Genomic DNA, 12277 nt, shown 5'->3' on the forward strand with positions numbered 1-12277 from the left:
CCGCTTTGGTATTACTGAAAGACGATTTTCAGGATTTCGTAATCACGTGTCCCACCAGGAGCGTTAAAAACAATACTGTCGCCTTCTTCCTTGCCGATGAGGGCGCGAGCGAGTGGGGATTTGATGTTGAGGAGGCCTTTTTCAAGGTTTGCCTCAGGCTCCCCAACGATCTGGTAAGTTTTTTTCTCGTCCGTGTCTTCGTCCATAATTGTGACGGTGGCACCGAATTTAATCGTGCCCGACAAGGCGGCAACATTGATGACTTCGGCAAGCGAAATTATGGCCTCAAGTTCTTTGACGCGGCCTTCAATAAAACTATGTTTTTCGCGGGCGGAGTGGTACTCGGCGTTTTCAGAAAGATCACCGTGCTCACGCGCTTCGGCAATCGCACTAATTATGAGCGGCCGTTCAACAGTTTTTAATTTCTTTAATTCTACTTCAAGCCGAGAGAACCCAGCTTGGGTCATTGGTATTTTTTCCATGGGTGCCCTATGTGAATGAATGGGTTATTGGCAACACATACTTGTTAATTCAAGCTTGGCATAAAAAGTCAATAGTGTGTCAGCAGAAGTCCCACTAATAACGAACGAAAAATAGTATTTAAAACAGGCAGTTTAGTGCGAGTATATTTCTATCTTGTTACAGGCCATTTAGTTGTGGGACTTGCGATCGTTTGGTTTTTCACGGAAGTTCCGCTCGAAATTTACAGAAATTTTTGGTATGATGTTTTATTGGTGCCTTTAAGCCTCCTGCTTGATGGAAGTTGGGGTTTTCTGGCAATTTTTGTTTTCGGGCTCATTTTTGCACGAGACCTATTGCGCGAGCGGTTACCTTTAGCATTTCTCGTCGGGATTCTCGCCGGAATGCAGTTCTTGGTGTTTACCCTTATCAAGACAACGATGGTGAATTTTAGTCCATTTTATGCTGATCCATTCTTGATTGAGGTCGACGAGCTTCTTTCTTTTGGAAGGACACCGTGGGAGCTGACGCACCAATTTCAGGCCTATATCCCTGAAGCTTTGACAACCTTTATTTACCTGAAAATTTGGCTGGCAATCGGCGTCATTTTTCCAGTAATTTTGCTGGTTGTGGACAGTAATAAAGAGCGGGTGGGCCGATTTTTAATTTTGTACTTCGCATCTTGGGTTGTGCTTGGGAATGTAATCGCGCTCGTTTTCATGTCCTGTGGTCCGATCTTCTTTGACCGCGTTTACGGTGGAAATGACTTTGCGCCGCTGCTCGAAGCCCTCAATACTTCGGGGACAATGGGCGGAGCTGTGGGTTTCATTCAGGAATACTTGTGGGAAAATTATGTGGAGGGAAATCAGCACCTCGGGACGGGAATTTCCGCCTTCCCAAGCGTTCACATCGGAGTTGCAACAATGTTTGCGCTTTATATTTACGAGCGCTTCCCCAAAACATTGCCCATTTGCATCGCCTTCGTACTCACTTATTTGTTTTTGTCGGTTTTTCTGGGGTGGCATTACGTGGTGGACGGATATGTTTCGATCCTGTTCATCGTCCTGCTTTGGAAATTTTTGCTTTGGCAATCGCGCAGAACTGGCGAAGTCGTGGTTTAGTCCGTGAAATTTCTGTGGTCGTTGCCGATCATTCCGTTGCTTGGGCGCAGTTTAACGTGGTGTCACGATTGACCCTTTTCCCTCTCACGGGTATCGCTAAAAGCGAGAGAGCAAGAATGTGAGACGCCTTACGGGTGCGGGAAGGGATGAAATGGCCGATATTGAACGCGAATCCATGGAGTATGATGTTGTGATTGTTGGTGCGGGACCTGCGGGTCTGTCAGCGGCGATCAGGCTCAAGCAATTGGACGCAGATCTTAACGTTGTTGTGTTGGAAAAAGGCAGCGAAGTCGGGGCTCATATTCTTTCGGGCGCGGTTTTAGACCCAGCAGGCTTAAACGCATTGATCCCCGACTGGAAAGAACGCGGCGCGCCGATCACGGTTCCGGTCAAAAAGGACAACTTCCTGTTTTTGGGCGAAGCAGGCTCCGTCCGTATTCCTAATTTCCTCATGCCACCCTTGATGAACAATCATGGCAATTACATTGTTTCGATGGCGAACGTGTGCCGCTGGATGGCGGAGCAGGCCGAAGAGTTGGGCGTCGAAATTTTCCCCGGCATGGCGTGTTCGCAATTGATTTACGGCGAGAACGACGAACTCGTGGGTGTTGTTGCAGGTGAATTTGGCAAAAACCCCGATGGCTCTATTGGCAGTGATTACGAACCCGGAATGGAGTTGCGTGGGAAGTATGTTTTCCTTTCGGAAGGTGCGCGCGGCAGTCTCTCAAAGGAAATTATCGCGAAATACGACCTCGCCAAAGACTCCGATGTGGCAAAATTCGGCCTTGGCATGAAGGAAATTTGGGAGGTTGACCCCGCCCTGCACCGCGAAGGCACCGTCACCCATACAATGGGTTGGCCGCTTAACGGCAACGCGGGCGGTGGTTCGTTTATCTATCACTTGGAAAATAACCAAGTTTACGTCGGCTTTGTTGTGCACTTGAATTACGCAAACCCCTATGTTTTCCCGTATATGGAATTCCAACGCTTCAAGCACCATCCTGAAATCGCAAAACTTCTCAAAGGTGGCCGCCGCGTGGCTTATGGCGCACGGGTGATTTCCGAAGGCGGCTATCAGTCGATGCCCAAGGCCGTTTTCCCAGGCGGCGCACTTTTGGGATGTTCTGTTGGACTCGTGAACCTGCCGCGCATCAAAGGCAATCACAACGCTATGTTCTCGGGAAAATTTGCCGCCGAGGCCGCATTCGACGCCATAAAGGGCGGGCGTTCGGGCGACGAGTTAACCGAGTATAACACCGAATTGCGCACCGGCGTCATTGCAAAAGACCTTAAAAAAGTGCGCAACGTGAAGCCGCTTTGGTCGAAACTGGGCCTGATCGCTTCGCTGACACTTGGCGGGTTTGATATGTGGACCAATACGCTTTTCGGGCTTTCCCTTTTTGGGACGCTAAGGCACGGTAAAAACGATGCTGAAGCCACAGGGCTGGCAGCCGATCACAAAGAAATCAATTATCCCAAGCCGGATGGAACACTGTCCTTTGATCGCCTCACAAACGTTAGTTTTTCGGCGACCAACCATGAGGAAAGTCAGCCAAGTCACTTGCATTTGACCGATCCCAGTCTGCCAATTTCGGTGAACCTGCCCAAATATGCAGAACCCGCCCAAAGATACTGTCCAGCTGGGGTCTATGAGGTGATTGACGACCCAAGCACAGGCCCAAGATTCCAAGTGAACTTCCAAAACTGTGTCCATTGCAAAACTTGTGACATCAAAGACCCGAGCCAAAATATCACTTGGGTTACCCCCCAAGGCGGCGACGGGCCTAACTACCCAAATATGTGAGCAATTATTCTCACAAGACTGTGCGGAGGCCGTTGATTGCGCGCCTCCGCATTGCGTTGCGGCATGCGAGTGTTTAAGTTCAAGGTAACGCAACGAATTGCCAAAGGCCTGATTGTTTGAAACACTCCTTTTTGCGCACCGCGCTCCTCTCCACCGCTCTGTTTTTCTCTGGTTTTTCGGCGCAATCCGAAGGGCTTTCTGGAGCGTATCTTGCCGCCAGAAGCGCTAGTAGTGCCGCTGATTTTGAGGAAGCCGTCGTGTATTTCACACGCGCTCTCGCGCTGGACCCCGACAACACTTTCCTGATGAATAATGCCGCGGCGTCTTTCTTGTCCCTGGGGCAGATCGACAGTGCAATCCCGATTGCAGCGGCCCTCGAAGAACAGGATGTTCACTCACAGATTGCGGACCTTGTTTTGACGATAGAGGAGATCAGAAACGGCGAGTACGACACCGTTTCCAAGCGCATTAAAGATGGCGCTGATCTTGGCCCCGTTCTGACGCAACTCATTGATGCATGGGCAGAACTTGGCAGTGGTAAAATGTCGGTTGCGCTCGAGAAGTTTGATGCGCTTGAGGCTCAACCCAGCTTTGAGGGGATAGCGAACTTCCATAGAGCCTTGGCACTCGGCTCAGTGGGCGACTACGGCGCTGCACTAGAGGTATTTGAAAGCATTGAGGAAAAAGGTTTTTCGCATACACGCTCAACCCTGATTGCCTATGTCGAAATTTTGAGCCAAATGGAGCGCAATGACGACGCGCTCGAAGCGCTTGGGAAGGCCTATAATCTTGGGGATGCGGACCCTGAGTTCGCCGATCTTTATGCACGTTTGGAAAACGGTGAAACGCTTGCGTTTACTGCTGCTCCATCGGCCCGTGAAGGCGTGGCGCAAGCGGCGTTTACCCTTGCTGAAATCTTGTCGGTTGAAGGCACACCTGACCAAACGATCCTCTATTCCCGTATGGCAGAAATTCTGGACCCCAGTTTTATTCCAGCGGTATTGCTCACGGCTGAAATGCTAGAAGAACTGGAGCAATTTGACTTAGCGACCAAGGCGTACGCAAAAGTGCCCACCGACCATCCTTCGTTCCATCTGGCCGAAATTGGCCGCGCAGACACCTTAAGACGAGCCGGAAAGCCGGAGGCTGCGGTTGAAGTATTGCGTACCCTGTCTAAAAACCGCCCAGAATTGCCCGCTGTCCTGATCGGGCTGGGTGATCTTTTGCGCAGCCAAGAGGAGTATTTGGGCGCGATTGAAGCTTATGACGGGGCTTTGGAACTCTTTCCTGAGATTACACCGAACTTGTGGTTTGTGTTCTATTCTCGTGGAATTTCGCACGAACGCTCGCAGGATTGGGAAAAGGCTGAGGCTGACTTCCGTCAAGCATTGGCGCTCTACCCAGATCAACCTCAAGTGCTGAATTATCTTGGGTATTCAATGGTTGAGAAAAACGAAAACCTCGATGAAGCCCTTGAAATGATTGAAAAAGCCGTGGAAGCGCGCCCTGAAGATGGCTATATAATAGACTCTCTCGCGTGGGCCTATTATAAGCTCGGACGCTATGAAGAGGCAGCCGAATTGATGGAAAAGGCTGCGCAATTAGAACCCGTAGATCCCGTTGTAAGCGATCATTTGGGCGACGCGCTTTGGATGGTTAACCGCAAGATTGAAGCTGACTTTCAATGGCGTCGGGCACTGTCGTTTGAACCCGAGGAAAAGGATGCCGATCGCATCCGTCGCAAACTAGAAGTCGGATTGGACGAGGTCTTGGCGGATGAAGAAATTGCGACCGAAGACTAGGTTGAAATGGAATTCGCTCCCGCAAAAATAAACCTGACACTGCATGTCACAGGGCGGCGTGCGGATGGGTACCACCTTCTCGATAGCCTCGTGGTGTTCGCAGATATCGGCGACTATGTTGGAGCCACGAATTCAGACATACTTTCCCTGGCGGTTGAAGGGCCAGAGGGTGCGGGGCTTGCCAAGGAAAAAGACAACCTTGTCCTGCGTGCTGCGCGTTTGTTGAAGTCTGGGCAATCGGTCGCTTTGACTCTGCAAAAAAACCTGCCAACGGCTTCTGGGATTGGAGGTGGGTCTGCCGATGCTGCGGCAACTCTGCGGTTGCTTGCTCGTCATTGGGCGCGGCCTTTGCCAAAGAGTTCCGATGTGCTTCAACTCGGGGCGGACGTGCCCGTGTGTTTGTCGTCTACTACGGCTAGAATGCAAGGAATTGGCGAAGTCTTAACCGCCGTTCCCAAACTGCCTGATATGGCCCTTTTATTGATCAATCCACGTCAGAGTGTAGCAACACCAGATATTTTCAAGGCATTGGAAAACAGCCATAATACAGCAATGGATGACGTGCCGGACTGTTCCAGTTTGGACGAGTTTTGTAGATGGCTTGCGCACCAGCGCAATGATCTTCAGGCACCCGCAATCGCGGTTCAGCCTGTCATTTCCCGAGTACTTGAAGCGATTTCTCAGAATGGTGCGCTCCTCTCCCGAATGTCGGGTTCCGGGGCGACGTGCTTCGGGGTGTTCTCAGATGCAGCGACCGCTACTAAGGCCGCTGCAAAAATCGCTGACGCGCATCCAACTTGGTGGGTGAAATCCGCTCGTATCTTAGTATAGGTTCCTAAAACTCAACGCCGATCTGCGCTTTGATACCTGCGCGGAAGGGATGTTTGATAAGTTCCATTTCCGTCACCAGATCGGCGGCCTCAATGAGGGCCTCTTTGGCGTTGCGCCCTGTCAGAACAACATGGGTCATCGGCGGTTTCTCGGTCGCTAAAAACTCGACCACATCGTTCACATCAATATAGTCGTATCGCATCGCGATGTTGATTTCATCAAGCAAAACCATTTTGTTTTCGGGATTACGAATGAGTTCTTTTGCCTTTTCCCAAGCGGCGGTCGCCATTTCGATATCGCGTGATTTATCTTGGGTTTCCCAGGTAAACCCTTCACCCATCGTATAGAATTCGCAAGCATCGCTAAATTTGTCGAGGATAAGGTCGCGTTCACCAGTGCTCATCCCGCCTTTGATGAATTGCACGACGGCGCATTTCATATCATGCGCAATACAGCGAAAAATCATCCCGAATGCCGCGCTCGATTTGCCTTTTCCCTTGCCCGTATGGACAATGATCAGGCCTTTCTGGTCGGTTTTTGTCGCCATGATTTTATCACGAGCGGCCTTCTTTTTAACCATTTTCATCGCGTGGCGTTCAGTGTCTTCGCTCATGGGTTTCTCCTGTTTTCCGGAACGACTTTGGAGGCAGATGGCACGGGTTGCAAGGGTGCTTTTCCGCACAGTCCTGTGCGCGAAGTAAGGCTTTGTTAACCACGTCGCATTAGCCTTACTCACACCAGATTAGGAAACCTCCATATGCGTGCTCTCGCAATCTTACTTTCTGCCCTTTTGGCTGTGACAGGCTGTGACAGTCCACACCCCCGCACGAAGGGTTTTGATGTAAAAATGGTAAGCGTCGAAGGCAGCGATTTTACCGTTCGCTCCAACGGGGAAGTTGTCGAAGCTATTCGGACCAATTATGCCCCCGCCGAGATTTCGGGCGGGTTTTATTGCGTGCCGTTGTCGCCATAGAGGTCGCAACAGGGTGTGTTGTCGACCAAACGACGGTGAAGGGCGACCCCGCGCTCGTTGCCGCGCGGATTGATTGTTAGCCCGATTTAAGATTGTCCAATAACGCGCGCGCAGAGTTGGAGCGCGGAGTCCAAAGCCCACGTTCAATCGCCTCATCCAGGCGTTGGGCGATCTCTATCAACGCAGGCGCATTATGCTCGGCTATGAACGCACGCACGTTTTCATCCTCTAAAAACGCTTGATGGACGGCATCAAAATGGTGGCTTTTTACGGCACCCGTTGTCGCGGCAAAGGCAAACATATAGTCCACGGTCGCGGCCATCTCGAAGGCGCCTTTATACCCGTGACGCATCACGCCACTAATCCATTTCGGATTAACAACACGGCTGCGGACGACGCGCCCGATTTCGTCTTCCAAGCGGCGAATAACGGGGCGTTCCGGCCGCGAGTGATCGTTATGATAGATCGGCCGATCAACGCCTTGAAGGGTATGCACGGCCGCCGCAGCCCCTCCCTCGAATTGATAATAATCGTCGCTATCGAGTAGGTCGTGCTCACGGTTGTCTTGATTTTGAACGATGGCTTCGGTCTGCGAGAGGCGGGTTTCAAATTGCGCTCGTGCGCGCGTTCCCTCGGCCCCTTTGCCATAGGCATAGCTGCCCCATTCAAGGTAGGCCTCCGCGAGATCGGATTTATTTGCCCAGAGTTGCTCATCAATCATCGCCTGAAGGCCTGCGCCATAGGCCCCCGGTTTTGAGCCGAATACGCGGTGTGAATTCTCAAGCCCTTCTGTCAACATGCGCGCCCGTGCAGGGTTGATTGCTGCCGGTTCGTCAAGGGCCATAACCGCGCGCGCGGCACTGTCTATGAGCGCAATAAGTTGTGGAAACGCGTCGCGGAAAAACCCCGACACTCGGAGGGTGACATCCACGCGGGGCCGCCCCAAAACCCCCTGTGGAAGGACCTCAAATCCTGTTACACGCCGATTTGCCGCGTCCCACGTCGGCTTGACCCCCATGAGCGCCAAGGCTTGGGCAATATCGTCCCCACCCGTGCGCATATTTGCGGTCCCCCACGCGGTCAAAAGCATGGTTTGTGGCCAGTCTCCGTGGTCTTGTAGGTGGCGCTCAATCAATAGGTTCGCGGATTTCCACCCCAAGGCCCAAGCCGTCGGCGTAGGGACGGCACGTCCATCGACGCTATAGAAATTTCGTCCGGTTGGAAGGGTATCAAGCCGTCCGCGTGTGGGAGCGCCGGATGGCGCCGGGTCAACGAATTGCCCTGTAAGGGCGGTGAGGAGACCCGTCATTTCCGCTGGGCCACAGGCCGCAACTTTTGGACGTACGCTCGTTCTAACTTCCTGCAAAACTGCTTCCGACTGTGGGCCGGGAGCGTCTTTTCCATCTAAAATCGCGCTCGCGAATAACTCCAACCGCTCGACAGTATCTCCAAGGCTTCGCCAAGTATCCGTTGTGATCTCCGCGAGTTCGCTGGGTTTCTCTACAGCATGGGGCGCCGCCATATCACAATCCAAGGGATCGAATTCAAATCCAAAATCCACAGCAAGAGCGCGGATCAGAGACGCATTCCCTCCTCGACCATCGCCGCGCGGCACCCGAACAAGTGCCTGCACTAGATCCCTCTCAAGGCGCCCAATCGGACTCTCGCCAAAAACGTGCAGCCCATCGCGAATTTGCGCTTCCTTTAGATCGCATAAATAGGCGTCAAGCTTGGCCAAATCGCCGTCTTCGTCAGTTCCAGTAAGCCCTGCGTCTTCGCCCAATCCAGTGCTGCTAGTCAGGCTCAAAATTTCCCGTCTGAGATATTCAATCCGCCGAGGATCAACCCCCGCCGCCTCATAGTATTCGTCAACAAGCCCCTCCAGATCACGCATTGGCCCATAGCTTTCGGCGCGGGTAAGCGGCGGTGTTAGGTGGTCAATAATGACGGCCTGCGCACGGCGTTTTGCTTGCGTGCCTTCGCCCGGATCATTGACGATAAACGGGTAAATATGCGGCATTGGGCCAAACACAGCCTCGGGGTAGCATTCCTGAGAAAGGGCAACGGCCTTTCCGGGAAGCCACTCCATATTTCCGTGCTTGCCCATGTGAACAATCGCATGGGCCCCAAAGGTTTCACGTAGCCAAAAGTAGAACGCAAAATAATTGTGGGGCGGTACCAAGTCGGGCGAATGGTAGGTCTCTTTTGGGTCAATATTATACCCCGCGCAGGCTGAATGCCCACGACAACATTGCCATACTCCAAAACCGAAAGGGCAAAGCTTCCGCCCTCAAAGAAAGGGTCCGTTTCGGGAGCGCCCCAACGGTCTTCAATCTGGCGGCGCATGTCATAGGGAAGTTCGTCATAGAGCGTGCGATAATCGGAAAGGGCAAGGCGGACACCACCGTCTCGTCGGGTGCGATCCGTTAGCCAATTCGTGGGTCCCGCGAGGATCGATTGCATCAATGCGTCGCTGTTTTGAGGCGCATTACGCACCGTATATCCAGCATCATTCAGGGAGGCGAGAGTGCCGCAGGTTGCAGCTGGGGCATCCAAACCCACGCCATTGGCAAGGCGTCCGTCCTTGTTCGGATAATTCGCCAAAACCAAAGCTACCCTGCGTTTTTCGACAGGCGCATTGCGCAACCGTGCCCAATTAGCCGCAAGTTTCGCCACAAATTCCACGCGGTCGCCCTGTGCGCGATATCCCGCGATGGCGCATTCGGTGTCCTCGTCAAAAAACGCCTCGCCTTTGAAGCTGACAGCGCGGCTCAAAATGCGCCCATCCACTTCGGGAAGCGCGACATTCATCGCGATATCGCGTGCGGCGAGACCAAACATTCCCTCACTCCAAGCCGCTTCTGAGCTGGCTGAGAACACCACTTGGAAAACGGGCGACGCATTTGCAGCAGGCATTACAAGGGGGTTCGATGCCCCGTTGGAATGCTCTCCTTCTTGTGGCGATCCCGTGGCAAAGGAGGTCGCGTTCAAAATAACACTTGGCGTCGCTTGGGTGAATAAATACTCAAGGGTTTCCACGGAAACTGGGTCTTTGAGGGAGGCCACGAAGATCGGCAGTGGGTTTAACCCTTGGCGCAGAAGGGATTTCACCAGCCGATTTACAGGATTTAGGCCCGCGCCTTGAACCAAAGCACGGTAAAACACCAGCGGGACAACGGGCGCGTTTGCTGTCCATGCCGCTTGCGCCGTGGACAGATCAGAGATTCCAGCCCCAGGCCAATAAACGCCCGCCCGCAATAAGGGCCGCGCGGCTTCTGGGCGGGGGGCGTCGGAGAGCATTGCCTGCGCATAGTCCAAGAAATGTGTCGCGTTTTCGGGGCCGCCTTCCACGAGGTAGGCCCAAAGCGCATTGTAATCGTCACGAGAAACGGTCGAGAGGTCCCGCAATTCGTCATCGGGTTTGTCGTCTCCGGGAAGGGCGACGAATGCCACTCCTGCCGCGTGTAAATGTGCGGCGTATTGCACAAGTCCGTATTTCCAATAGCCCGCTCCGCCCAAAACCCGCGCGATCACCAATTTACACTTACGCGCACAGGCGTCGATATGGAGGTCCACCGACATCGGGTGTTGCAGATGCATCAGACTCGCAAGGCGCAAACTTGGCGGATTCTGCATTTCCCGCCGCGCTTCTGAAAGGGCTGCTAGCTCTGTGTCCGCCGCCGAGATGAACAGAATATCACCGGGTGTTTGCCCCAGATCAACGGGCTCAGTTCCGTCGTCGACATTTCCGGGAGTGGCGGCCAAAAGATGCATTAAAGGGTCAGCTCCATGAAATAGCTTAGGGGGTCATCGGGATAGTCGCCAAAGGGGCCGCAAAACGTAAAACCGTGTTTTTCGTAGAGCGCGTGCGCGGCGCGCAGGCTGTCACCGGTTTCGAGGTACAGCTTTGAGAGGCCGGACGCGCGTGCGTTGGAAATTAGCTCCGTCAAGATCAGGTTCGCGACACCTTTGCCCCTTGCCGCTTCCGAGACGAACATCGATTTTATCTCGCCGTAGCTGCCCTTGTTCGCCAAGGCGCCACATCCCAAATGTTGCGCCCCTTCGCTTGCGACCAGAAAGGTTATCTCGGGAACGCTAAGCGCATCCACCGACAAAAAGTGGTTTGATTCCGCCGGAAAGAGCGACTGCATCAGACTGTGATGCGCCGTAAGGAGTGCTACGGTGCGCGGGTCTTTTGGGTCGCCTATTCCGACGGAGATTTTCACGCGCTTAAGGCCGCGCGGATCGCGTCCTGATCTAGGCCTGCTTCGCCAATGACCACAAGTTTGGTTTCGCGTTTTTGTTCACCAAAGGGTTGATCGAAATAGGTATCAACACGAGGGCCAACCGCTTGCAGCGTCAGGCGCATGGGCTTGCCCTGAACCGCAACGAAGCCTTTTAGGCGCAGAATATTGTGGGTGCGAATGACGTCAGAGACCTTCTGTGCAAAACCCGCATGATCGGTGATCTCATTAAGGGTGACGATGAAGCTTTCGAATTCGTCGTGGCCGTGCGTGTGCTCATCATGGTGATCGTCGTCATCCTCATCGTGGTGGTGATGATGGTGGTGGATTTCGTGGCGTGCAGAAAGATCGGCCTCGGCTCCAACGCCTTGCCCGAGCAAAACATCAACGGGAAGTGCGCCCAACGTGGATTTTACAACTTGAACACCGTCACGGCTTTCGCTGCGCAGTTTGCCAACCAAAGCATCGATTTCTTCGGCGCTCAAAAGGTCGGCCTTGTTGACGACAATCATGTCGGCACAGGCGATTTGATCTTCGAACAATTCCGAAAGCGGTGTTTCGTGATCCAGATTTTCATCCTGTTTGCGTTGCGCATCTACGGCGGCAATGTTGTGGGCAAATTGCCCGTCCACAACGGCACGACCATCAACAACGGTGACGACGCCATCGACCGTTACTTTGGTGGCAATCGCGGGCCAATTGAACGCCCGCACGAGGGGTTGAGGCAGCGCAAGACCGGAGGTTTCGATCACGATGTGATCAGGCGCATTTTCCCGCGCGAGGAGTTTTTCCATCGTGGGTACAAAATCCTCTGCGACCGTGCAGCAGATACAACCGTTAGACAGCTCCATGATGTCGTCTTCGGTACAGGTCTCTTCGCCACAGCCTTTGAGGATATCGCCGTCCACGCCCAGATCACCGAATTCGTTGATGATCAACGCGATCCGTTTGCCATTCGCGTTTTGCAAAATGTGGCGAATAAGGGTAGTTTTGCCCGAGCCAAGGAAGCCAGTGACGATCGTAGCGGGAATTTTTTGTGCCAT

9 protein-coding genes and 1 pseudogene are annotated in these 12277 nt (G+C 53.1%); 5 read left to right on the forward strand and 5 right to left on the reverse strand.

The window, feature by feature from the left end; translation table 11 throughout:
- Positions 1-11: 11 nt before the first annotated feature.
- Positions 12-482 carry a transcription elongation factor GreA gene (gene greA, locus RC74_RS08110; protein WP_039001790.1) on the reverse strand — a complete coding sequence of 157 codons (471 nt, stop codon included), beginning with the start codon at positions 480-482 and terminating at the stop codon, positions 12-14.
- Between the two features lie 174 nt (positions 483-656).
- Here greA and RC74_RS08115 point away from each other — a divergent pair, with 174 nt between their 5' ends.
- The 4 genes from RC74_RS08115 (at position 657) to RC74_RS08130 (ending at position 6017) form a co-directional block, all read left to right on the forward strand.
- On the forward strand, positions 657-1580 hold the full coding sequence (locus RC74_RS08115) for a phosphatase PAP2 family protein (RefSeq protein WP_052274783.1): 924 nt from the start codon (positions 657-659) through the stop codon (positions 1578-1580).
- 151 nt (positions 1581-1731) lie between these two features.
- On the forward strand, positions 1732-3384 hold the full coding sequence (locus RC74_RS08120; RefSeq protein WP_039001791.1) for an electron transfer flavoprotein-ubiquinone oxidoreductase: 1653 nt from the start codon (positions 1732-1734) through the stop codon (positions 3382-3384).
- 116 nt (positions 3385-3500) lie between these two features.
- Complete coding sequence (locus RC74_RS08125) at positions 3501-5186, forward strand: tetratricopeptide repeat protein (protein WP_039001792.1); 1686 nt, start codon at positions 3501-3503, stop codon at positions 5184-5186.
- A 6-nt stretch (positions 5187-5192) separates the two neighbouring features.
- A complete protein-coding gene (locus RC74_RS08130; protein WP_039001793.1) occupies positions 5193-6017 on the forward strand; it encodes a 4-(cytidine 5'-diphospho)-2-C-methyl-D-erythritol kinase in 825 nt (274 codons plus the stop codon).
- Between the two features lie 4 nt (positions 6018-6021).
- Here RC74_RS08130 and cobO read toward each other — a convergent pair whose 3' ends face one another.
- Positions 6022-6630 (reverse strand): cob(I)yrinic acid a,c-diamide adenosyltransferase, encoded by a 609-nt coding sequence (cobO, locus tag RC74_RS08135; RefSeq protein ID WP_039001794.1) that lies wholly within the window; start codon positions 6628-6630, stop codon positions 6022-6024.
- Between the two features lie 144 nt (positions 6631-6774).
- On the opposite strand from cobO, the gene RC74_RS08140 reads away from it, so the two are divergent.
- The gene (locus RC74_RS08140) at positions 6775-6990 is read left to right on the forward strand and encodes a hypothetical protein (RefSeq protein WP_062628183.1); all 216 of its coding nucleotides are present in this window, start codon (positions 6775-6777) and stop codon (positions 6988-6990) included.
- A gap of 76 nt (positions 6991-7066) precedes the next feature.
- Here RC74_RS08140 and cobN read toward each other — a convergent pair.
- The 3 genes and pseudogenes from cobN to cobW form a co-directional block, all read right to left on the reverse strand.
- Positions 7067-10764 (reverse strand): annotated as a pseudogene (cobN, locus tag RC74_RS08145) (cobaltochelatase subunit CobN).
- On the reverse strand, positions 10764-11216 hold the full coding sequence (locus RC74_RS08150; protein ID WP_039001797.1) for a GNAT family N-acetyltransferase: 453 nt from the start codon (positions 11214-11216) through the stop codon (positions 10764-10766). The pseudogene cobN and the gene RC74_RS08150 overlap by 1 nt, the downstream one beginning before the upstream one ends.
- Positions 11213-12277 (reverse strand): cobalamin biosynthesis protein CobW, encoded by a 1065-nt coding sequence (gene cobW, locus RC74_RS08155; RefSeq protein WP_039001798.1) that lies wholly within the window; start codon positions 12275-12277, stop codon positions 11213-11215. The genes RC74_RS08150 and cobW overlap by 4 nt, the downstream gene beginning before the upstream one ends.

Origin of the sequence: Falsihalocynthiibacter arcticus, assembly GCF_000812665.2 — a bacterium.
Taxonomy (GTDB): Bacteria; Pseudomonadota; Alphaproteobacteria; order Rhodobacterales; family Rhodobacteraceae; genus Falsihalocynthiibacter; species Falsihalocynthiibacter arcticus.